The organism is Ktedonobacter racemifer DSM 44963 (assembly GCF_000178855.1).
GTDB lineage: Bacteria > Chloroflexota > Ktedonobacteria > Ktedonobacterales > Ktedonobacteraceae > Ktedonobacter > Ktedonobacter racemifer.
The window spans coordinates 1,773,561-1,796,097 of the sequence record NZ_ADVG01000002.1 but is presented as its reverse complement, the minus strand read 5'-3'; the positions used below and the strand labels follow the sequence as shown (position 1 = coordinate 1,796,097).

Sequence of the window (22,537 nt, the reverse complement as noted above, 5' to 3'; positions counted from 1 at the left end):
GGTGTATGTTATGACAGGTTTCGGGTGGATGCCCGAAACCTGTCATAACATACCTTACTCTATGAAGATGTTTATGTAGAGATAGATATCTATCTAGAAGAAGGATAGTATGAGATAATAGAGATTGCATCGGCAGAAGAGGAGGGAAAGGAGGCCCAGGAGATGCGCAAATGGTTCAAGCAGAAGAGGGTGCTACTCGCTTTAGGCACAGTGGCGGCCCTGATTGCCACTGCGGCCATTGATGGAATCATTGGCAACCGGGCGGATGAAATCTTTCAGCTCACGCTCAATGGCTTGAGTGGAGCTTTCCAGCACGACGCGTTACCATGGACCATCGTGGCGGTTGTCGTGGTCCTGGGAGTGTTGGGCATGGGCTTCGGCTGGTTGCAGATCTCTGTGCTCCAGGTTGCATTGAAGCGCGCCAATAAGATGATTGCTCTCGATGGGTCCCTGCTGCGTTTGCTGGCAAGCTGGCAGCCAGAACAGCGTGGGACACGCCAGGTTGAGCGCCTGCTCAAAGATGTCCTGCTGGATGCCACAAACGAGTTTGATGGAACAGTGAGCAGGGCTGCGATCCTTGTGCCTGATGTAAAAGGTGAGTTCCTGCGCTACTGGGTGGGTTTCGATATGCCGCAGGAGAGCCAGGAAGACATAGAGTTTTATATTGGTAAAGATGAATCGAAGCGCGAGCGTGATAGTGGTGTAGCGGGCGAGGCCTTTGTTAGCGGCCGTCTCCTGGTTGGGCATATGAAGCGCATTGATAATTTCTGGGTCTGCGACCTGGAGGCGTATAAGAAGCCTCGAGGGCGACGACCATTCCCTCCCTATCGCTCGCTTGTGAGTGTTCCCATAATGGGCAGCGATCCCGAGAAGCCCAACAGCACGCGCTGCCTGGGCGTTCTCTGTTTTGATAGCTACACTGAGGACGCCTTTGATTCACAGGATGTAAAAGAGGTACTGCTGATGCTGGCGAGCCGCGTGGCCGCGGTCATCTTGATCAGCGAGAAACTGGTGGCCTAGCTGAGCAACGTATTGCCTCTATACGTTATATAGGCAATTTTTTATTAATAAAAGCTTGAAAATAGGTCCTTTTGGCGTTACAATTAAACAAATTGGCACTATAAAAGCATGTTTTTTGACATTGTAGTCAAGATATCGTTTGTTTACCTGGTGGCCTGTATATCGCGCGAAGTATCTACTTGACAGAACCACTGAAGAAGAATAGTCAGCAGGATCACAAAACATCGAGAGGGCGAAGTGTCTATGACGGCAGAGGAACGGGAACAGGCGCTCTGGGTAGCGTCACAACGCTATATCAATGGTGACATAGATATAGACGAATTCGAAGCGATTGAGCATATGCAGGCCGAGAGATTACGTGAGGCGATGCTCTCGCTCTCGTGGCAGCGCGTGCGCGGCTCTTTAAAACGCAGACTTTTTGGACTCTGGGGCGACTCCAGGTCAGCATAACCTACTCTTAACAAACGGGGTCAGGGTGTCTCGTCGCTATGATTTCTAGACACCCTGACCCCGTTTGTTTTTAGGGGTGCTAATGTGCCATGAAGTCTTGCCAGAAGAGGTGCATCCGCTCGCGGAGCGCCGTGTGCTCTGGCTTGCGCAGGTAGGGATCGCCTGCCCAGACGCTGGCGGCGATCCTGCGTGTGAGTTCGATCATGCGTGTATCGCTAAGATCGGCGATGCGCATCTCTGGCATTCCGCTCTGGCGCACGCCAATGAAGTCGCCGGGACCGCGCAGGCGTAGATCCTCCTCAGCGAGCTTGAAGCCATCATCAATCTCCTCAAAGACTCCCAGGCGCTCCTGTGATTGCGCGCCCGCGTCTTCGCTCAGCACATAGCAGTAAGATTGGTGTTTGCCGCGCCCAACGCGACCACGGAACTGGTGGAGTTGCGAGAGGCCAAAGCGGTCGGCATCTTCAATGACCATGACTGTGGCATTGGGAACATCGATACCCACTTCAATGACCGAGGTCGCGACCAGAATATCAAGCTTATGGTCGCGGAAGCGGTGCATGACCTGGTCTTTCTCAGCGGGCTTCATCGCGCCATGCAGGAGGCCGAGGCGTAGAGTTGGAAAGACCTCGCGTTGCAGGCGCTCATACTCAGTTGTCGCGGCCTTGACCTGGAGCGACTCGGACTCCTCGATCAAGGGGCAGATGATAAAGGCCTGGTGACCCTCCTCCACCTGCTGGCGAATAGTATCATAAGACTCAGCTCGGCGTGCGCCTGTGCGCCAACGTGAGATGATCTTCTGGCGCCCTGGAGGCAATTGATCGATAACAGAGACATCCAGGTCTCCGTAGAGCGTCAGGGAGAGGGTCCGCGGAATGGGCGTGGCCGTCATGACGAGCATGTGCGGATGATACCCCTTCTTGCGCAGGGCATCGCGCTGCTCAACGCCAAAGCGATGTTGCTCGTCCACAATGACCAGTCCCAGCTTATAAAACTTGACATCATCCTGGATCAGGGCGTGGGTGCCGATAGCCACGGCGGCCTCGCCGCTCTCCAGCATGGCGCGTCCACGGGCGCGCTCGCTGGCCCGCTGGCTGCCAGTGAGGAGGACGGTGCGAATCCCGAAGGGTTCAAGCATCTTGCTGATACTGCGCGCATGTTGCTCCGCCAGCAGCTCGGTGGGGGCCATGATCGCGCCCTGGCTGCCATTGAGGACCGCCATAAAGAGGCCCGCGGCGGCGACAGCGGTCTTACCGGCTCCGACATCACCTTGCAGCAGGCGGCACATCGGTTTGCTCTTCGCCATATCGATGAATATCTCGTTGATCACGCGGCACTGCGCATCGGTGTAGTGAAAGGGAAGCGTCGCCTCTAGAGGCGCGTCGGTCGCCGTCACCGACCAGAGCGTCGAGCCAATGCCGATATTGCTTATAGTAGTGCCGCTGGTGGGAGGCGTGTCCTGGCTCTCATCAGCCGGGGGCCCGATAAAGATCTTATCGGGATAGATGGTTAAGGCGTTGCCCTGGGGGGCCTCAAATTGCCAGCGCTCGCGGCGCTCCTGCATGCCGAGCTGGATCATAAAGAGTTCGTCAAAGGCGAGGCGACGATAGGCGCGCTGGCGCTCTTCTTCATTATCTGGATAGTGGATTTTTGCCACGGCCTCGGACAGCGGTATCAGCTGGCCCATATCGCGGATCGGCGTGGGAAGGTGATCGGGAACCATCTGGGCATAGCGATCAACTACCCACTTGGTAAAGCGACGCAGCACCTTGGCCGAGAGGCCCGCGGTCAACGCATAGGTCGGCACGAGGCGGCCAGTGTTGAGCAGATCGTTCTGTTCGGGCAGCTCATGGCTCTGTACATTAAACTCGACCTTGTTGCCAAAGCGCTGTTTCTTGCCCGTTATCACGATATAGCAGCCCTGCGCGCGCTCCAACTGTTTCTGTAGATATGGCTGGTTAAACCAGGTGGCGTAGAGCTTGCCGCTGTCGTCCGAGATAGTGGCGATGGTGCGGGACTGATTGCCCCTGGTGCGCTTGACTGTGACCTCCCAGATCAGGCCCATAGTAGTCGAGACCTCATTGAAGGGGACATCGACGATGGGCGTGATCTTGCTATAATCGCGGTGCTCACGCGGGAAATAGAAGAGCAGGTCGTGCACGGTGTGAATTCCCAGGTGATGCAGGTGTTTCAAGGTCGTGGGACCCACACCGGGTACCGCGTTGACATCCGCGCTGAGGAGCGTAAGCGAGGTATGCCCCTGGCTCATACCCGCTTCGAGGCGAATAGTGTTTGGTGGTGGTGGTGGCGGCGGCTCGACCGGGCGCTTTACGTGAGGCACATCAGGTTCCTCCGGGGGGGGAGCAGGTGGGCGGCGCGTAGCAGGCGTGGATGATGGCGCAGTCGGCTGTTTCTGCTGGCGTGGCGCTGGTGCAGCCTGTGTTGTGTTAGCATTCTGAGGGAGCGTTGTTGCCTGCTTTCCCTGGAGAACGACTGGTGCGGCGCTTTGGGGCGTAGTGGAGGCGGGTGCTCCATCAAGCTCGTTTAGATCAGCCAGGACCAGGACCAGGCGACTGGCACGCTGGTCTGGTGTAAGCTGGCGATACCCCTCCAGGTGCGTTCGCAGGCGTAGCACGATAGCGGGGTCAAGGCCGATATTCTGTAGCAGTGGGCGCGTTTCGTCCACCCAGCGGGCAATAAAGGTTTCTAGCCCTCCACCAAGGATGGCTTTATCCTGGTACTGGGTGCGTTTTTCATGTTGTAAGATTTTGCGCGCACGCTCAATATGGGGCGCGAGAGCATTTATTTGTGTTTGTGCCATAAAGAAAATGTATAAGATAGTGTGCTGTAGGCGCGCCACGCTGGCGACCAGACAATAGATTTTTTAGCGGTAAGCGCTATTTAGATAGACTGATAGGCCGTGTCATGTCGTTGTCGATCTCACCCCCATGATAGAGGTTTTATGGAACAGATGTCAAGCTCTCATGAGAGCGCGACAATGCTTCTCAAGGACTACCCATTCTTTGCCCTGCCTGCTCACAAGCTCACCGGAGGTAGGAAAGATGGACATGGCGCAGGGGCATTTGCCCCTGCGCCATGTCCATCTTTCTTACTTTATCTGGCGGCACGTCGAGCCTGGGTTGTACTCGAAACGGTTGTTGGGGCGGTCCCTAGTTGCTCTTCATCGGGCCAGATACCTCGCTGGGGGGACCACCCAAGGCGGGTGCGCGCAGCTTCGTTGCTACAGCGGCAGGAGTGTGGTTCAGGCAGCTCTGGCTGGCGTACCGGGTGTGGCACATGCAGCAGGTTTGCCAGGCGGTCGAGGTAATCCCCATATTGAATGGGTTCATCAACGATATTGAAGGTAGAGCCAGCCGGGGCTGATTCCAGCGCTGTCACGATCGCAGAGGCCATGTCATTGACATGCACAAGTGAGAGGTAGCTCTGTCCCCTGCCGGGAACCGTCAGGCGACTAGCTCGCAGCCCTTCAAGCTGGTTCTCCTGATCGGTCCCTGGACCCACAAATTGTCCCGCGCGCAAAATGCACCAGTGGAGCTGGCTGGGATGGAACGAACTGACCATCTCTTCCATTTTGATCACAGGGGCGCAGATAGTCGCACGCGCAGGTGAGCTATCCAGGGGCACATTCTCGTGCAGCCAGAAGTCGCCTCCATCGGGGTAGGCCATGACAGTACTCAACTGGATATAACGCCTGGCTTTAGCCGCGAGCGTGGCGCTTAACAAGGATTGTGTCCCTTCTGTCCGCAGGCGTGTTGTGGCCCTCCAGGCGTCGGGATCAGGATGATTGGGATCGCGTGGAATGGCGGTTGCTGTGTGTACAACCGCATGACAGCCAGAGATATGTGAAGGCAGGTGTTCAACAGTGGCGGGAGCCAGGAGGTCGCCTATAACGGCCTCGACGCCAGCAGCTTCCAGTGCGCGAGCCTTCTCAAGCGTACGCGCCAGGGTACGCACAGTATGTCCCCGCTGCTGCAATTGAGGGAGGAGCGCACGTCCAAGGACCCCGGTGGTTCCGACGACGAAGATCTTCATGGGAAACTCCTTCATATGTGGATGAGTGAGACGTCATACCTCCAATACTTTCAATGTACCATAGAGGGAAGCGGTAGAGGCTGGTGAAATACAGATCAACTTGTTAAATATTTGCTTTTAATTGCCAAAAATAAGCAAATAGATATTGACTTTTGCTGAGATAGATGTTAATATTGCCATATAATTGGTGTTTTATTGCAAATAGTTGAAGTTTTTTGTTTGGTAGTGAGCGAATGTTGTGGGGCAGAATACAGAGTCTTAAAAAATTTGAAGGAGCTTGAGAATGTTTACCGCACTAAGGAAGCGTAATTTTGCGTTATTATGGTTGGGGCAAATTGTCTCGTTATCGGGTGACTGGCTGGTGCTTCTGGCGCTACCATTCTACATCTATCAGTTAACAGGCTCGGTATTACAGACGGGCATAATGTATATGATTGAGATGTTGCCGCGTATTCTCCTGGGGTCACTAGCTGGTGTTTTTGTTGATCGCTGGGATCGACGTTGGACGATGATTATTGCCGACCTTTCGCGTGCAGCGGTGCTCCTATTGATCTTGCTGGTTCATACACAGAACCTGATATGGGTCATCTATGTTGCGGTCGCGTGCCAGGCGATCATCTCCCAATTTTTTACACCCGCCTCGATGGCGCTTATTCCTACGCTTGTGGGTGAGAAAGACTTGATAGGGGCCAACTCGCTTTCGTCTTTTAGTGAAGCCCTGACGCGCCTGATTGGGCCGCCTTTGGGAGGTATACTGTATGCCTGGCTGAGCACAACAGGGGTGGTCGTGGTGGATAGCGCGACCTATCTCTTTTCAGCTCTGATGATATCCTTAGTTGCTGTCCCTGCTCGTACTACAGTACCACAGCCTCAGGCAGTGGTCTCGGTTGGAGAGGCGACAAAGAACGTCTTGCGTGAGTGGAGGAGTGGCCTGGGGATAGTTAAACGTGATGATGTCATCCTGGGCGTTTTCTTGACGATGGGTGTGCTCATGATAGGGCAAGGTGTGCTCAATGTCATGCTGGTGCCGCTGACAGAAAAGGTATTGCATGGCGGATCAGTCACGCTGGGCTGGATTATTACCGCCCAGGGTGTGGGTTCTTTATTGGGCGCATTGCTGGTGGGTCAGGTGAGTAAAGTGGTTCGCCCAGTTGTGCTGGCAGTGTTGGCACTGGTAGCCACGGGAAGTGCCATCTTGATCATCACCCACTATCCTCATCTACTAATCTCTCTGCTCCTGATTGGTATAGTGGGTGTCTTTATCGTTGGCTTAATGGTAACGACACAGACGCTGCTGCAAATCAGGGTTGAGGATAGTTATCGCGGTCGTGTCTTTGGCGCATTCGAGACGCTTCTCTCCATCGCTATGTTTGCAGGCCTGATTCTCGCCACTGGTGCGGGCGACCGCTTGAGTACAGTTACTCTACTAGACATCTCAGGCATTCTTACACTCCTGGCTGGCGTCGTCGCCCTCCTGACGATGAGCAATGCGCGCCTGAAGGATGATGCTCAGGAAGAGCCGAGCCCAAGCACGCCAGCGATAGAGGTTGCCCCTGACTAATAGGAATATTCAGGAAGAGAGCGGCAGGCTGTCGTCCATGACGACAGCCTGCCGCTCTCTTCCTGAATGAAGATCATGCTGTCTTGTCGCTCTCGGCCTCGGTGGGGGCGGTAAAATGGATTTCTAAGGCCTTGTTTGCGAAGCGAGCGGAGGTCGCCTCGTGGTGCGTGAGGATGGCGGGGAGGGTGAGATCGCGCTTGAAGTTTCCGATCTCGATAATCATCTCATCGCCTTTCTTGGTCATGATGACCTTGCTCATTTCCACATGAGGCAGGGGGAGGCGCAGGATATAGCCTTGCTCTTTGCGCACGATCTCCTGTACTGCTCCCTGGTGATAGACGGCGGTGGGGTCCTGCTCACCAAAGACCACCTGGGCTAGCTTCTCAAGCTCGTCCACGCCTAGAATCTCTTGTGCATAATAGGGTGCCTCCCAGACGGGAAGTGGCGCGAAGGTCGTATGGATCTGCTGGCGGAGCTTCTCCTGTGTGTTATACATCTCGCGTAGAAAGGCATCCTGGTAGTCGCCGGGCTGAATGACGCGGTTGCAGACCACACTATCGATAGGGTAACCGAAGAGGGAGAGGTAGGTCTCGGCGCGTAGAGCCTCTTTGATCACCATGCGCTCAGGATTCACCACGGGACGGTACGAGGTGATTGTGGGGTCACTAAGCACTTCACGCAACGCCTTGACGCGCTCACTCAATTTCTGTACGGCATCAAGCAACTCGGTCGTTGGGATGAGCGATTTCAGGAAAGGCCGGGCCAGGTTAAGGGTTCCACGCATACCAGAAAGGCGCCCAACATACCACTGAAAGGTATCGGGCATGCTGAGGAGGCGCACAGTCTCACCGGTGGGCGCGGCATCAATCACCACCACGTCAAAGTTCCCCCGCTCAGCATTGCGGTAGATATTGACGAGGCTTACGATCTCGTCCATGCCTGGAATCAGGGCCAGTTCCTCTGCCATGACATCGTCGACCCCTTGCTTGCGCAGCGTGCGTGTCATGGTCTCCTGGACTTTGCCCCACCCACGGCGCATCTCATCAAGGACATTGACCTCCTGCGCCCACAGGTTGGGCGCGATCTCGCCTGGCTCAGAAGTCAAGGGTACCCCTAAGCAGTCTGCCAGGCTATGAGCCAGGTCTGTACTGACAACCAGCGTGCGTTTGCCGAGTGCTGCGGAACGCGCGGCGGTCGCAGCGGAGATGGTTGTTTTGCCCACCCCGCCTTTTCCAAGATAAAGTATAATACGCATAAGCTTCCTTATTGTATATTTGAGCTAAACAAGCTATATAGTATTTTTTGAACTGAACAACATCGCCTTACCCATATGTACGTATACCTCCTCTCTTAGGTTTGATCAATTGAGTCTGGGGTACGTATTGGGTTGAGGTGGCAAGCTGGCGGGGCCAGCTTGCCACCTCAACCCAATACGTACCCCAGACAAGTCATGAAGCGGCGAAGTGCCTCGAACAGGTTCTTGTGAAGAGAACAGTAAGACGAATTGGCATATTACGCCAGTGGGACTTACCCATTTCTAGAGCAAGCAGGCATCTATACTGGCGTAGACGTAAATTAATTATCTGATAAATAGGCATGGTTAGTGGGGTCTCCTAAACTAATAGAAGATGATGCGCGGAGAAACACGAGCGAACAGCTTTAGCTATAGAGCGAGAGATGTGACCTTTGAAGTGAGCAAGAAGCCGCTTGTATCAGAAGTAGAATAGGAGATGTGCGATGCGACAGAGTAGCGTGACGGATCCTTACGAGTATTGTCGGAAGATTACCCAGCGAGCATCAAAAACCTTTTACTGGGGGTCCAGCTTTCTTCCTCAACCCAAGCGCAAGGCCATCTGGGCTGTCTATGCCTTCTGTCGTATGGTCGATGATATCGTGGACGAAGCAGTCGAAGCGGAGGAAACGCGGGAGCCGCGGACTGCTCATCTCTATGGAGTGAAGGATCCCCGTTGCGAACTGGATTACTGGCACCAGTCGCTCCAGCATGTTTATAATGGCGAAGGAAGCGGTGATAGTCCGATTATGCAGGCCTGGGAGGACATGCTACAGACCTATGCGGTGCCCATAAAGCCCGCTTTGGAGCTATTAGATGGCGTGGCCATGGATCTAAGCAACAGGCGTTATCAGAGTTTCGCGGAACTTGAGCTCTACTGTTATCGGGTGGCTGGTACCGTTGGCTTGTTAACCAGCCCGATCTTCGGCTATAACGATGAGCGCGCATTGACATACGCGGTGGAGCTAGGTATCGCGCTTCAATTGACAAATATCTTGCGTGATGTGGGCGAGGATCTGCGGCGCAACCGTATCTATCTACCGCTGGAGGAGATGGAGCGTTTTCGCTATAGCGAAGAGGATTTACAGCAGGGCGTGATCAACGACGCTTTCCGCGAGTTGATCCACTTTCAAATGGCGCGCGCCGAAGAATACTACATCAGGGGCCAGCAGGGCATTGGCCTGCTGCATCCCGATTGTCAGTTGTCGGTGAAACTAAGCGGGGTTTTGTACCAACGTATTCTGGAACGCATTCGCTCGAATGACTACAACGTCTTTACTAAGCGAGCCAGTGTTCCTTTGCAGACAAAGTTAGTCGCGGCCTCGGCCTGCTGGGTTATGCAACATGTTGGGAGCAGATATATGGTCATGTATTGTAAATAAGTGGCGTGGGGTGTACTGGCAGCCGCCGGCTGCCAGTACACCCCACGCCACTTATTTACAAAGATAGACTGCTAGGAGGTCACTTTCCCCTGTGTGTAGAGGTAGTGCAAATATTCTAGCTGTCGCACCACCTCCACACGATCACTCCCGCCATTCTGATACCATTGACGAAGCCAGAGCAGAGAAATAATCTCATCTTGAGCAAAACCGCGCTGGCGAAGAAAGTCTGTTTCGTCAAGAGCGTTGTCAACGCTAGTAATCAATTCCAAAGGCTGTGTATTCATGTTCTATATCCTTCCACCTACGCCGATGACCGGCAAGCCGCCACTGCTCTCTACTGTGCATACCTGTTATGGAACGACTATTCTGGCCCATTTCTTATTCGAAGAAAAGCTTGAAGAAAAGAGCGCTTCATTGAATAGACGCGCCACCCTACAGTTTTTCAAATACCAGATTTTGAATGTACCCCATCACACAATCCCATCCTCGTCAGGTTACTCTACCCTCACTACCTAATTTCCGTATGTACGGAGCATAGCAGGAAACCGGCGTAGTTACTGTGTTCCAGGTGACATAAAAATTGTGATCCGCTTCACGTGTCCCCCCAAACTCACTACCACCGTTGCTCGTCTCCAGGTGCCGTGTAAACACGCGTGGAGAGCGACCTTAAAAGGCTATCTGCGGTATATACGTTTGAAGGCGTAGAAAAGTTCCATCTCTATGACCTAAAGTCAAGACTTCGTTGTCTTTTTCCACAGAGAACGCGAAAAATTTCCATCCTATCAGATTATATAGCCTTATCGGTGTGTAATCGACAGGTGATGACAAATCTTCAATTTTTTCACCACCTTCTACTACTATAGACGTGTCAGGGTTACAAAATAGAGCATACAAATTCAGGCAAGTACCTATTGGGTAGGTGCCTGCCTGATTGCTGCTAACAAACTGGGATATTAGCGAACGTTGCGAATAACGATGTTGGCCAGGCGCCCAGGAATATAGATGACTTTCTGAACGGTGGCATCTCCAATGAAGGAGAGAACGCGCTCGTTAGAAAGCACCAGCCTGCGTACATCATCCTCGCTAATACCAGCGAGCACCTCAAGGCGCTCGCGCACTTTGCCATTGACCTGCACAACCAGGGTAAAGCTCTCGTCGTGTGTCATGGCCTCGTCGAAGGCTGGCCAGGTGCTCAGGTGTATCGAGCCCTCATGCCCCGTCTGGTGCCAGAGCTCCTCGGCGATATGGGGAGCCAGGGGTGCCAGCAGCTGCATCATGGTCTCGAGCGCGCGCTGGAAGGCCGCCGTGCGCGCGACTGGCTCATGCTGCTGTTTAATCAGGGCATTGTTACACTCCATCAACGCGGCCAGCGCGGTGTTGAAGCGGAAATTGCTCAGGTCTTCGGTGATCCGCTTGATAGTCTTGTGGCGCAGTCGCTCAACTGCCTTGCTCTCAGTGGTCTTCTCTGTGCTGGGATTGTCGGTCCAGGACTCGGTAACCAGGCTCCAGAAGCGGTTCAGGAAGCGCCAGACGCCCTCCAGGTTCTCCGCCTTAAAGGAGCCACCCGCCTCGAAGGGGCCGATGAACATCATATAGCAGCGTACGGTATCGGCGCCGTAGGTCTCAATGTATTTATCGGGGGCCTCGACGTTGCCGCGTGACTTCGACATCTTCTGCCCATCGGGGCCAAGCACCATGCCCTGGTGATAGAGGCGTTTGAATGGCTCGCCGAAGTTCAGGTGTCCCATATCGCGTAGGGCCTTGGTGAAGAAGCGCGAGTACAGCAGGTGCAGAATCGCGTGCTCAACGCCGCCCACATACTGGTCGACGGGCAACCATTTGCGCATCTGTTCCTGGCTCCAGGCCTCTTGATCGTTATGTGGATCGGCGTAGCGCAGGTAGTACCAGGAGGAGCAGATGAAGGTATCCATCGTGTCTGCCTCGCGGGTAGCTGGACCGCCACAGGTGGGGCAGGTCGTATTCAAGAAGGACTCTTCATAACGCAGCGGCGACTCGCCTGTAGACTTAAACTGGACATTCTCAGGCAGGCGTACCGGCAGTTGATCCTCGGGCACGGGGACCAGGCCATCCTTCTCACAATACACGACGGGAATGGGGCAACCCCAGTAGCGCTGGCGGCTGATTAACCAGTCACGCAGGCGGTAGTTCACCGTGGCGTTGCCGATGCTCTGCTCCTCGATAGAGCGCGTCACTTTGGTCTTCGACTCGTCGCCGGAGGTCCCATCAAAGGGGCCTGAATTGATCATGCGTCCCAGAGCCTCTTTCGCGCTCTCCCAGGTGGCGGGATCGGTTGGCTCCTCATCTTCGGCCAGAATGACCTGGCGAATGGGTAGGTTGAACTTGCGCGCGAACTCGAAGTCGCGCTGATCATGCGCTGGAACGCCCATAACCGCGCCCGCACCATAGCCCATCAGCACATAATCGGCGATCCAGACAGGTATCTGCTCGCCACTGACAGGATTGATGACATAACCTCCGGTAAAGACGCCGCTCTTCTCTTTCTCGGCGCTCATTCGCTCGATCTCGGTCATGCGGAGGGCCTGGTCAACATAGGTCTCAACGGCATCCTTGTGCTCAGGCGTCGTGATTTTCGCGACCCAGGGGTGCTCTGGCGCCAGGACGAAGAAGGTCACGCCATAGATGGTGTCGGGGCGCGTGGTGAAGACTGGAATCTCTTCTTGCTTGCCCTCGATCTCAGCATTGAAGCGGATCTCGGCGCCCTCGCTGCGACCGATCCAGTTGCGCTGCATGGTCACGGTTTTCTCGGGCCATTCGATATCTTCAAACTTCAGCAGTTCTTCCGCGTAGGCAGAGATCTTCAGCAGCCACTGATCGATCTCACGGCGCTCAACGACGCTGCCACAGCGCTCGCAGGTGCCATCGGCCAGAACCTGTTCGTTAGCCAGGGTCGTGTTACAGCCAGGACACCAGTTGGCGGGCGCCTTGGTGCGATAGGCCAGGCCATGTTTATAGAATTGCAGAAAGAGCCACTGCGTCCATTTGTAGTAATCTGGCAGGCAGGTAATGACCTCGCGTGACCAGTCCCAACCCGCGCCCATGGCCTGGAGCTGTTTGCGCATATTCTCAATATTGGCCAGCGTCCAGGTTCGTGCCTGGACACCGCGTTTGATCGCGGCATTTTCGGCTGGTAGGCCAAAGGCATCGAAGCCAATGGGCTGCATTACGTTGTAGCCTTGCATGCGTTTGAGACGGCCATAGGCGTCAAAGGGCGAGTAGTTATACCAGTGCCCCATGTGTAGATCGCCAGAGGGGTAGGGGAACATCACCAGGTGATAGAAATCAGGTTTTGCGGAATCATCTGAGGCACGGTAGACCTGCTCAGCCTCCCATTGTGCCTGCCATTTATGTTCAACGGCCTTTGGATTGTACTTCGTACGTGTAATCATGCGAATGCCTCCCAGGATGCCATGCAGCGGGAATAAATTAGTATCAGTGCGAGCGAAAAGTGCAACAAAAAAACCTTTCATCCAAGGGACGAAAGGTTGTTTCCGTGGTACCACCCTGCTTTTCAATCAAGACAAGGGGTAAAACTGGTGGACCTGAGGAGACTCGAACTCCTGACCTTCTCCATGCCATGGAGACGCTCTACCAGCTGCGCTACAGGCCCAGGTAAAGAAACGGCTTGTCTCTGACTTACTCTCATTATACGCTATATCGGGCGTCCCGACAAGTGCTCTCAGCTTGCCTGGTAATTATTTACCAGTGCACCATTTGACACTTGTAGCTCACAGGCGAGTTCAGTCTGATGTATAGCCTCACACCACCCGGCTACTCTCTGTACTCAAACGACCTACTACTCCTGCTCATCGCTGTCGTATTGGCAGTGCTTACTATACCACAAACTTTTGCGATTGGCAAGGCCTTTGTAAGAAGCTATTGTACTTTCGGTATATGCCGAGAAGTGCTTTGGTGGAGATGAGGGGACTCGAACCCCTTACCTCGACAGTGCGATTGTCGCGCTCTACCAGATGAGCTACATCCCCTTGACGGTTTAGATAATATCATACTGTACTCATCTTGTAAACCCTTTTTATAGACAATTTTTTAGACTACCTAAGTTTCGCCCAAATTGACGACAGTCCAGCGAGCCAGTGCAGAGCTTGCAAAAAGCAGAGCGATACTCCATAGCTAATGAAGGAACAAAGGAGCTTTCATTAGAAAAAGGAGTATCACCATGAACGAGTCTATCACAACAACAACGAACCATTTCACTGGATGCGCCATCCTGGCCGCCATAGGAGCCAAATTGCAGCAATTGGATGTCTTGAGCCCGATCCGCAAGAGAGTGCAGATCAGGCAGAAAACCATCAAGCATACGCCTCTCGACAAGCTGATGGATGCGTTTATCAGTCTGTTGGCTGGAGCCCATGGACTGGTAGAAATCAACAGTCGGCTGCGAGCCGATCCGGGCTTGCAACGAGCCTTCGGTCGAACCTCTTGTGCTGAGCAGTCGGTGGTGCAAGAGACGCTTTCTGCCTGTGCTGAGGAAAATGTCCTTCAGTTGCATCAGGCGCTCGATGAGATCTACCGCGCTCAGAGCCAAGGCTTTCATCATGACTATCAGGCCGCTTTTCAACTCTTGGACGTGGACCTGACGGGCATGCCTTGTGGACCAAAAGCGGCGTTTGCCACGCGCGGCTATTTTGCAGGACTCTATCATCGCCGAGGGCGGCAATTGGGTCGTGTGCTGGCGACCCAGTATGAAGAAGTCGTGGTCGATCAGCTTTTTGCAGGCAATGTCCAACTGATCAAGGCTCTGCAACCGCTGGTAGAGACTGCTGAGACGACCTTGCAATTGGACGATGCCAAACGCAGACGGACCATTATCCGTGTCGATGCAGGTGCGGGAACCGAGGACGACCTCAATTGGCTGCTCTCCCGAGGCTACGAGGTCATGGCGAAAGAATACTCGGGACGACGTATCACGCGACTGTCTCAAACGGTCAAGGAATGGGTCCAGGACCCCACCTGGTCGGAACGTTCCTTTGGCTGGGTGAGCGAGGAAGCCGCTGGCTACGTCCGTCCCATGCGACGTATTGCGGTACGCTGTCGCAGAAGAGATGGCACATTTGCTTATGGCATTCTGATGTGTTCGCTCTCGATTGAGCAGGTTCTTCCCCTTCTGGGATGGGAGGCATCGCAAGCGGCTGATCCCACGGCGGTGCTCTTGGCCTATGTGACCTTTTATGATCAGCGTGGTGGAGGCATCGAAACCTCCTTCAAGGGTGATAAACAGGGATTGGGACTGACGAAACGCAATAAGAAGCGCTTTGAGGCGCAGTACATGCTGGCGCTGCTCGGCTCACTGGCTCACAACGTGGTGGTCTGGGCACGTCGCTGGCTGAACAGCCCAAAAATCCATCGTTATGGCATCTTGCGTATGGTGCGTGATGTCTTTCATGTCAGCGGTTTGCTCCGTTTCAATGCGTTGCATCAGGTGGTTGAGATCGAGCTCAATCAGGACGCTCCCCTGGCTCACTCACTCCTCTATCCCTTGCAGGAGCTGCTTGCTCCCTTCCAGATTGTTGTTATTTTGGGCGAAACTTAGGTAGACTAAGGCTAGATTGGGGGAAATTTGCTTGCATGCTTGCTGACTTATTGCGCCTGCAGATGCCAACTCGAAGTAAAAGAAGAGGGAGTGGCGTGATCCTCCAGCTGAGCTGGAGGATCACGCCACTCCCTCTTCTTTTACACAAAATCACCAGGGGATACTGGCCTGGAAGGTTCCGAGATCGCTGCGACCATCGACGCGGATGCGCAGGAGGATCTGGGGGGTCAGGCTATTTTGGAATATACCTGTTTCGCCGGGATCGGTGGTTGAGCCGACGTATCCAAGAGAGGTCAACAGGGTGACGATAGCTGCGCGAAGAGCCAGGCTCCCATGGCGAAATGGTTCCCCCGAGGGATAACAGAACTGCTGGATGGGAATATGGAGATGTTGTTGCAGGCTTGTGCGTGAGTCTTGCAATTCTTTCTGTGCCTGGGCATGCGAGGCCAGGTAGGTATTGCCGATATCCACATGATTGATGGTATGCGAGCCAATTTGCATCCCGCCAAGGAGCATCTCCTGGAGTTGATTCCAGCTTGCCTGACCCTTCCAGCCTACCTTGCCGGTGATAATATAAAACATCCCGCTAAAGCCATTCTGGCGGAGAAGCCGGTAGGCATTGGTGTAGGCGTCATCGTAGCCATCATCAAAGGTCAGGATCACGGGATTGGATGGTAGCGGACCGTTATAATATAGGGCATCGAAGAGCTGATTAAAGGTAATACTATGAGCCTTGCGTGACTTGAGATAGGCCAGATGTGCGCTTAGCATTTTTGTTGGCACGGTCAGGCTCTTCTCCAGGATGGTCCGGGTGGGAGCGTCCGAAATATGGTGGTACATCATAATAGGCACCTTGACATCGTGAGAGATTGGATGTAAAGGGGGGAGAATCGGGGCCTCAAGGTCCACCGGGCCGCCGTTGAGCACCTGCCAGTGAGTTGCATCGACGCGCGAGAGATACATGGGAATACTGCTATATAGTGTCTCTGGGTGAAGGATATCGGGATCGACAGTGTTGAGTTTCTGCGCTTCTTGCTGTGTCTCTGCCGTTGGCTTGATCTGGAGCGTAACGGGAACCATGGCCACATCTTTGTATTCCTGCATCGTTTCAGGATTTACCCATGAGGAGAGGGTGCTCGCCTGTCCCAGCGTGTAGCCCGCGATGGTGTAGCCCTGGAAGCGTTTCTGCCAGTACTGCGCGTAAGTGTTCTGATCGGGCCAGGTGGTCTGGACCTGGGGATGCAGCAGGCTCCACATGCCTGTATAATCGTGCTGCAAGAATTTTTGCAGGTACAGTCCCGCGGTCTTGCTGGCTACGGGTGTACGTGTCGGTGATACACCTGGCTTATGGAGAACCTTTGGTGTGGGAGGGGGCGCGCTGCTCTGGAAGTAGGCGTTATAGATCCAGAGTCCCGACGAGGTCAGGAAGAGTGTCACAGACAACGCCACCAGCATCCAGGCTACAATGAGGCGTTTGTTTCTACCTGTATCGAGTGTACTGTACATAGGAAAGACTGACTACTTTCTTTGGAACCTATGAGGAAGGAAGCCCTTCTTCCTTACCTAAAACCAGTATAGTAGCTTTCTGGTAGCGTATATCGAGAAAATTAACTCTGTATTAAAGATGATGGAGATAGGACAAATGGATGAGGTGTGGAACGCGAAAAAGCGGTGGCATCCATCAAATGGATGCCATCGCTTGATAAGTTGGCTTTGGGAACGCAGGCTTTGTCAGCTAGCGCGCGCGCGCGGGCTGTTTGGGACCGATGTGAATGGGACGTCCCTCCACGGCCAGGACGGCCTCGCGAATACCTTCGCTCAGCGTTGGATGGGGGTGAATGGTCTCGATGATCTCATCAACGGTGAGCTCGCCGCGCATCGCTATAGAGAACTCGCTGATGAGGTTAGTGGCGTCGGGGCCGATGATGTGCGCTCCCAGAATCTCGCCGTACTTGCCGCGAATGACCTTGGTAAAGCCATCGGTCTCGCCAATCGCGACGGCCTTGCCAATCGCGACCCATGGGAAGCGCTCGACACGTGCCTCGGGATCTTTCTCCTTCGCCTCAGCCTCGGTCAGGCCGACAAAGGCGATCTCAGGGAAGGTGTATATGGGATTGGGGACGACATCGTAGTTCATGCTAGAATCGTGTCCCATGGCGTTGCCGGCGGCGGTCTCGCCCTCGGCTGAGGCTACATGCGCCAGGCCCGCGCCCTTGGTCAGGTCGCCAATGGCATAGATGCCAGGCAGGTTGGTCTCCATCTTCTCGTTGACGCGTACACGACCACGATCCATGTCCAGGCCTTGCTCGATCAGATGCTCAAGACCGCCAGTGCTGGTGCGGCGGCTTACAGCCATCAAGACATACTCGCCGCTAAAGGTCTGCTCGCCCTGGTCGCTGGTGGTTTTGACCTGCTTCAACTTGCCATCGTCTTCGATGCTCTCGACTTTGGCCTTGGTCACGATATTGATGCCACGCTTGCTCAGAATGCGAACGAGGAGGCGACGTACCTCTTCGTCGACCGGAGCCAGCACATTGGGAAGCATCTCAAGAATGGTCACTTTGCTGCCGATGGCGTTGAACATACAGGCCAGCTCAATGCCGATCACGCCACCACCAACGCAGATCACGCTCTCGGGGACGGCCGATAGATTCCAGCAGGTATCGCTATTGATGACGTTACGTCCGTCGATGCCGGGCATAGGAGGCATAAGGGGAACGGAGCCAGTGGCAAGAATGATTTTCTCGGCCTGAAACTCCTCGTGTGAGCCATCACCCCTCTGAACTGAGACCCGGCGTGAGGCATCGATAACGCCCAGGCCATCATAGACATCGATATTATTGGCTTTCATTAAACTGCCGACGCCGCTAGTCATGCGTTTGACGACTTTATCTTTGAAGGCGACGGCCTTGGGCATATGAAAGGTAGGGGCCTGCCCCAGTTCGATACCCAGGTCGCTGACGCTCTCCATGCTATGGAGCACCTCGGCCACGTGGAGCATGGCCTTGGAGGGGATACAGCCTACATTTAGGCAGGTGCCACCCATATATTGCTTCTCCACGATGGCTACTTTCGCGCCGAGTTGTGCGGCGCGGATGGCGGCAACGTAGCCACCAGGTCCTGCACCAATCACCGCTACATCATAGTGTTTATTAGACATTGGTTTCTCCTGCTATTTGAAAGAATATCTTTAATGCTGAGCGTTGTTGCATCAACCGAAGACCTTCATGAAAGCGCTCCAGAGGGAGGCGATGACTAATAATTTTGGCAACACGCACCTCGCGTGTGTTCAGAAGATCGAGCGCAATGCGTAGATCTTCAGGTGAAGAAGAATAGGTGCTCAGTAGGGTAAGCTCGCGTTGATAGACCAGCTCTGGCGCAAAGGGAACGGTGTCTGCATGGGCGGCAAAGATATGCAGCGCTCCGCCTGCACGCAGACTGGCAAGCCCCTGCTGGAATGGCTGCATCCCAGGCACAGTGAGGAGCACAGCATCTGCACCTCTTCCCGCGGTCAGGGGCGAGAGCAGAGTATGTAGACCCTCTGGCTCAGAAGGGGCGTGAAAGACCTCGTCAGCGCCCAATGTGCGCGCAAGCTGCAAGCGCTCGTCAAGCAGGTCAACGCCATACACCTGGCAATTCAAGCCTGCACGCTTGCTCAGAGCCTTGATGGCCTGGAGCATGAGTAAGCCAATGGAACCCAGTCCCATGACAAGCAGGGTGTCTCCATCGTGCAGAGGTGTCCTGCGTACCGCGCGCACGCAGCAAGCGAGAGGTTCCGTAAAGGACCCCTCTTCATCACTGAGGGTTGAGGGAAGGACAAGCGTTGCCTGCTGCACATGTGGTGCGGGCACACGAATGTATTCCGCCAGGCCACAGGGATCGATGTTGGATGTCTTAAATGACGCGCACATCGAAACGTTTCCCCTGCGACAGTAGTGACACTCACCACACGGCACATGATGCGCTACGACGACGCGTTCTCCAACGTGAAAGGTATCGACGGCACGCCCTTGCGCAATGATTGTCCCAACCAGCTCGTGTCCAAGAATAACGGGGGCAGGTGCCTGGCGCGTGATTTTGAGGATGTCAGAACCGCACAGGCCACAGCCATGTACACGTACAAGAAGTTCGTGATCATTAATAGCTGGCACGGGTAGTTGCTCAATTGCAATGTGATCATGGGCGTGGTAAATAACTGCTTTCACATCGATTCCCGGTTGACCGGCCCCTTCTGTGAGAGAATAGTTCCCTGTCAGTATACCACGTTTACGCGCCTGGAGGTATGGCGGCAGGTCAACGCGTAGGGCATCCCCATTCTCCTCTAGCGCCAGTCTCGTTTACTGCTTACGCCCTTACTTTAGAGTGTGTTAGTGTAAAGGTATGTGCATGGGAAACGGGCTCCACCCGTTTCCCATGCACATACCTTACCCAGCAGGCCCGCACGGCGGGCCGAGGCAACTTACCAGCTATAGGCGTCGATATAGACCACGGCATTGTAACCTAAGAGGATAATGCCAACCTTGGTGGCGGGGCCTTGTATATTTGAGGGCACAGTAAAAGATACGGAATACCATGTCTGAGCGTTGTTGACCAGGACAATATCGCTATTCGCCATAGACTTATACCATGTATCATTCTGGTCAGCGATATAGAGACTGGCTTCCACATTGCTGCCCTGCGTCTTGAGAATATAGGTCCTCACGGTCTGCCCGGCATTGAGGGTCTTCGGCAGTTGACCAGTCTCAAAGGTAGGATAGCTCTGGTTATTGTCGGAGTTGTATGACACCATCAAAACATGGCTGCCATCTTTCGCGCTGCTGGTTGAAAGATTCTTGAGCGCCGAAACGGTTCCATCTGGATCGCTATGTACCCAACCATCCTGCCCACCATCCTCAAAGGAAATAATACCAGTTGAGGTGACCGGAGGCTTCGCGACCTGCGTAGGAGGCGTCGTCGGAACAACGGCTGGTTGCGTGGGCTTTACTTTAGTAGGTGTCTTCGTGGGACGATGGGCTGCTGTCGATGTTTGAATCGGTGTGATCTGGATGCCAGACGTGCCGATAGGCGTTGCGGCAGAAGTAGTCTGTTGTTGCGCCTCCTGCGCGGGCAGAGGGGGCATGAGATTCACTTGCTGGAGCAGCCAGGAAATGCCAGCGATGCCAAGCAACACCAGGCAGACGATAATCTGGACAGAATAGCGTCTCTTGCTTGAGCCGGAGCTTTTACAAAAAGTCGGGCTTGAAAGCCCCCGCGATTCCATCCGGGGGATGAAAAGCCGTTCCTTGTTTGGGGGGGAGGTGGGGGAGCAATCGAGGATGGTTTCTCCAAACTTGACAGGAGCCGCTGGTTGTAGCACACTTGTTCTAGCTTGCCGTGATCGGCACCGCGCTCTCGTCGGTGGCCGACATTCCCAGCAACGGGACTGATGCGGGGGTGAGTCGGACGAGAGAACCTCGTCTTCCCCCTGTGGGAACGCGAGACTGGACGATGCGGCGAAAACGGTGCTGATCGGGTCGGGATGCGATCGTTTTGCGCAGATGGCAGGGGACGTGAGCTTTTGCATGTGCACCCCATGCAAAAAGACAGAGAGAGGCTGAGCACCCCATGAAGCGAGCCCGCGACCCCAACATTTCTCCTCGAAGTGCCCCTGCGCGTGGACTGGAGCCAGGAGCAGCGCTTGCGCGCTCACTTGGAGGCTGCTCGGCAGCTGTATAACGCACTGCTTGGAGAAGCCAACAAGCGACTCAGGCGGATGCGTAACGATCCTGCCTGGAGCAAAGCCTGTGCCATTCCTCGTACTCACAGGCAAGAACGAACTCAGGCGTTTTCTCATGTGCGCACAAAGCATCACTTTTCGGAGTACGCCCTGCATGAGTACGCGAAACGTGCTCGTGCCTCCTTGATCGCTGATCACATTGACAGTACCATGGCCCAAACACTGGCAAGCCGGGCGTATCACGCGGTAGAGTAGCGTCTGTGTGGGCAAAGCCAAACGAGTCCGCTTTCGCAGTCAAGGGCGCGGCATCGATAGCGTCGAGGGCAAGCGCAACGATGTTGGCCTGCGCTTTCTCCTTGACCCAGGTGTGGGCGATGGAGGCTTTCTCCTCTGGAATACAGAAGTGATCCCGGCGATCATCGACTGGCGTGATCCTGTTGTCCAGCATGGTCTGCACCACCCCATCAAGTATGTGCGCCTGGTCCGCCGCAAAGCCTCCTCTCCACGAGCACAGGGCGCTGACCATGACGGCAACCGCTATGTCGTGCAACTGGTCGCGAGAGGGTCATGCGTTCGTCAAGCCCAAGCACATGGAGGGAAGAACCGATACGATTGGTTTGGATATTGGCCCCTCCACGCTGGCGATTGTCCCGCGCGATGGCGACGCCGATCTTGTGGCGTTCTGTGAGGGGCTGGTTCCTGATGCTCAACAAAAGCGGCGCTTGCAACGCAGGATGGAACGACAGCGCCGTGCAAACAATCCAGGAAACTACGACGAGATGGGACGCATCAAGAAACAGGGCAAAACACGCTTGCCCTGGAAAGAGAGCAAGAGGTATCAAGCAACCAGGAGACAGCATGCCAACCTGGAGATCAGACTCGCCGCGCACCGCAAAAGTCTCCATGGCAACCTCGCGCATCGCATTGCCCAGGTGGGTAATACCATCACCATCGAAAAAACCTCGTTCAAAGGATGGCAGAAGCAGTATGGCAAGAGTATCGGACTTCGCGCCCCAGGGCTGTTTCTAGCGCATTTGGCCCGCATAGTTGCAAAAACTGGCGGCACCCTGGGCGAAGTCTCTGCTTTCAAGACCAAACTGAGTCAGTATTGCCATCACTGTGGGCGGTATGTGAAGAAACCGAGATCACAACGCTGGCACCACTGCCCTTGCGGCTTAGGGCGGGTGCAACGCGATTTGTACTCGGCCTTTTTGCTGGCCCACCTGGAACCGGAACACACCATCCCCTCTGTCACCCAGCACGTCTGGGAAGGTGCGGAGCCGCGCCTGCGAGCCGTGATGGAGGGGCTGCAACAACGTGCGAATGAGGGGCAAGTGCTGCCCCGAAGCATGGGCTTGCTGGCTTCTGGGAAAGCTGTCCGTGCCGGAGCGCGTCGGCTCGAAAGTCCTGCTTATCCCCACCAAGAGCCTTGTTCTCCGTCAGGTGAGCAAGGAAACGGTGGGTGAGCAACAGG

14 protein-coding genes, 2 tRNA genes and 1 pseudogene are annotated in these 22,537 nt (G+C 54.7%); 6 read left to right on the top strand and 11 right to left on the bottom strand.

What is annotated here, in order from left to right:
- Positions 1-162 precede the first annotated feature (162 nt).
- On the top strand, positions 163-1,020 hold the full coding sequence (locus KRAC_RS24050) for a GAF domain-containing protein (RefSeq protein ID WP_007911626.1): 858 nt from the start codon (positions 163-165) through the stop codon (positions 1,018-1,020).
- A 243-nt stretch (positions 1,021-1,263) separates the two neighbouring features.
- Complete coding sequence (locus KRAC_RS24045) at positions 1,264-1,470, top strand: hypothetical protein (RefSeq protein WP_007911625.1); 207 nt, start codon at positions 1,264-1,266, stop codon at positions 1,468-1,470.
- Between the two features lie 79 nt (positions 1,471-1,549).
- On the opposite strand, the gene recG is transcribed toward KRAC_RS24045, so the two are convergent.
- Together recG and KRAC_RS24035 are read right to left on the bottom strand one after the other, a co-directional pair.
- Positions 1,550-4,291, bottom strand: a complete 2,742-nt coding sequence (recG, locus tag KRAC_RS24040; protein ID WP_007911616.1) for an ATP-dependent DNA helicase RecG — start codon at positions 4,289-4,291, stop codon at positions 1,550-1,552.
- A gap of 293 nt (positions 4,292-4,584) precedes the next feature.
- A complete protein-coding gene (locus KRAC_RS24035; RefSeq protein WP_007911614.1) occupies positions 4,585-5,523 on the bottom strand; it encodes an NAD-dependent epimerase/dehydratase family protein in 939 nt (312 codons plus the stop codon).
- 283 nt (positions 5,524-5,806) lie between these two features.
- On the opposite strand from KRAC_RS24035, the gene KRAC_RS24030 reads away from it, so the two are divergent.
- Complete coding sequence (locus KRAC_RS24030; protein WP_007911612.1) at positions 5,807-7,084, top strand: MFS transporter; 1,278 nt, start codon at positions 5,807-5,809, stop codon at positions 7,082-7,084.
- A gap of 73 nt (positions 7,085-7,157) precedes the next feature.
- On the opposite strand, the gene KRAC_RS24025 is transcribed toward KRAC_RS24030, so the two are convergent.
- The gene (locus KRAC_RS24025; protein ID WP_007911609.1) at positions 7,158-8,339 is read right to left on the bottom strand and encodes an ArsA family ATPase; all 1,182 of its coding nucleotides are present in this window, start codon (positions 8,337-8,339) and stop codon (positions 7,158-7,160) included.
- Between the two features lie 482 nt (positions 8,340-8,821).
- On the opposite strand from KRAC_RS24025, the gene KRAC_RS24020 reads away from it, so the two are divergent.
- Positions 8,822-9,757, top strand: coding sequence for a phytoene/squalene synthase family protein (locus tag KRAC_RS24020; RefSeq protein ID WP_007911608.1), 936 nt, complete (start codon positions 8,822-8,824; stop codon positions 9,755-9,757).
- A gap of 71 nt (positions 9,758-9,828) precedes the next feature.
- Here the strand turns inward: KRAC_RS24020 and KRAC_RS24015 are convergent, their stop codons facing one another.
- From KRAC_RS24015 to KRAC_RS24000, 4 genes are all read right to left on the bottom strand, one after another.
- Positions 9,829-10,041: a hypothetical protein gene (locus tag KRAC_RS24015; protein ID WP_007911607.1), complete on the bottom strand. Its 213-nt coding sequence runs from the start codon at positions 10,039-10,041 to the stop codon at positions 9,829-9,831.
- A 669-nt stretch (positions 10,042-10,710) separates the two neighbouring features.
- The gene (gene leuS, locus KRAC_RS24010) at positions 10,711-13,185 is read right to left on the bottom strand and encodes a leucine--tRNA ligase (RefSeq protein WP_007911606.1); all 2,475 of its coding nucleotides are present in this window, start codon (positions 13,183-13,185) and stop codon (positions 10,711-10,713) included.
- 145 nt (positions 13,186-13,330) lie between these two features.
- A tRNA-Ala gene (locus KRAC_RS24005) sits at positions 13,331-13,406 on the bottom strand.
- A gap of 300 nt (positions 13,407-13,706) precedes the next feature.
- A tRNA-Ala gene (locus KRAC_RS24000) sits at positions 13,707-13,782 on the bottom strand.
- A 191-nt stretch (positions 13,783-13,973) separates the two neighbouring features.
- Here KRAC_RS24000 and KRAC_RS23995 point away from each other — a divergent pair.
- Positions 13,974-15,347 carry a transposase gene (locus KRAC_RS23995; protein WP_007909494.1) on the top strand — a complete coding sequence of 458 codons (1,374 nt, stop codon included), beginning with the start codon at positions 13,974-13,976 and terminating at the stop codon, positions 15,345-15,347.
- A gap of 150 nt (positions 15,348-15,497) precedes the next feature.
- On the opposite strand, the gene KRAC_RS62355 is transcribed toward KRAC_RS23995, so the two are convergent.
- From KRAC_RS62355 to KRAC_RS76235, 4 genes are all read right to left on the bottom strand, one after another.
- On the bottom strand, positions 15,498-16,853 hold the full coding sequence (locus KRAC_RS62355; RefSeq protein ID WP_007911605.1) for a polysaccharide deacetylase family protein: 1,356 nt from the start codon (positions 16,851-16,853) through the stop codon (positions 15,498-15,500).
- A gap of 229 nt (positions 16,854-17,082) precedes the next feature.
- Entirely contained in the window at positions 17,083-18,507 is a 1,425-nt protein-coding gene (gene lpdA, locus KRAC_RS23985; protein ID WP_007911604.1) for a dihydrolipoyl dehydrogenase, read from the bottom strand.
- Positions 18,500-19,552, bottom strand: coding sequence for an alcohol dehydrogenase catalytic domain-containing protein (locus KRAC_RS23980; protein WP_007911602.1), 1,053 nt, complete (start codon positions 19,550-19,552; stop codon positions 18,500-18,502). The genes lpdA and KRAC_RS23980 overlap by 8 nt, the downstream gene beginning before the upstream one ends.
- Before the next feature lie 254 nt (positions 19,553-19,806).
- Entirely contained in the window at positions 19,807-20,910 is a 1,104-nt protein-coding gene (locus KRAC_RS76235; RefSeq protein ID WP_244422232.1) for a hypothetical protein, read from the bottom strand.
- Positions 20,911-20,988: 78 nt separating this feature from the next.
- On the opposite strand from KRAC_RS76235, the pseudogene KRAC_RS66425 reads away from it, so the two are divergent.
- Positions 20,989-22,529: pseudogene (locus KRAC_RS66425) on the top strand (nuclease/transposase family protein).
- Positions 22,530-22,537: the final 8 nt, after the last annotated feature.

Coding starts and splice junctions, on each gene's coding strand:
- KRAC_RS24050 (WP_007911626.1), top strand. CDS start 163: ATGCGCAAATGGTTCAAGCAGAAGAGGGTGCTACTCGCTTTAGGCACA.
- KRAC_RS24045 (WP_007911625.1), top strand. CDS start 1,264: ATGACGGCAGAGGAACGGGAACAGGCGCTCTGGGTAGCGTCACAACGC.
- recG (WP_007911616.1), bottom strand. CDS start 4,291: ATGGCACAAACACAAATAAATGCTCTCGCGCCCCATATTGAGCGTGCG.
- KRAC_RS24035 (WP_007911614.1), bottom strand. CDS start 5,523: ATGAAGATCTTCGTCGTCGGAACCACCGGGGTCCTTGGACGTGCGCTC.
- KRAC_RS24030 (WP_007911612.1), top strand. CDS start 5,807: ATGTTTACCGCACTAAGGAAGCGTAATTTTGCGTTATTATGGTTGGGG.
- KRAC_RS24025 (WP_007911609.1), bottom strand. CDS start 8,339: ATGCGTATTATACTTTATCTTGGAAAAGGCGGGGTGGGCAAAACAACC.
- KRAC_RS24020 (WP_007911608.1), top strand. CDS start 8,822: ATGCGACAGAGTAGCGTGACGGATCCTTACGAGTATTGTCGGAAGATT.
- KRAC_RS24015 (WP_007911607.1), bottom strand. CDS start 10,041: ATGAATACACAGCCTTTGGAATTGATTACTAGCGTTGACAACGCTCTT.
- leuS (WP_007911606.1), bottom strand. CDS start 13,185: ATGATTACACGTACGAAGTACAATCCAAAGGCCGTTGAACATAAATGG.
- KRAC_RS23995 (WP_007909494.1), top strand. CDS start 13,974: ATGAACGAGTCTATCACAACAACAACGAACCATTTCACTGGATGCGCC.
- KRAC_RS62355 (WP_007911605.1), bottom strand. CDS start 16,853: ATGTACAGTACACTCGATACAGGTAGAAACAAACGCCTCATTGTAGCC.
- lpdA (WP_007911604.1), bottom strand. CDS start 18,507: ATGTCTAATAAACACTATGATGTAGCGGTGATTGGTGCAGGACCTGGT.
- KRAC_RS76235 (WP_244422232.1), bottom strand. CDS start 20,910: ATGCAAAAGCTCACGTCCCCTGCCATCTGCGCAAAACGATCGCATCCC.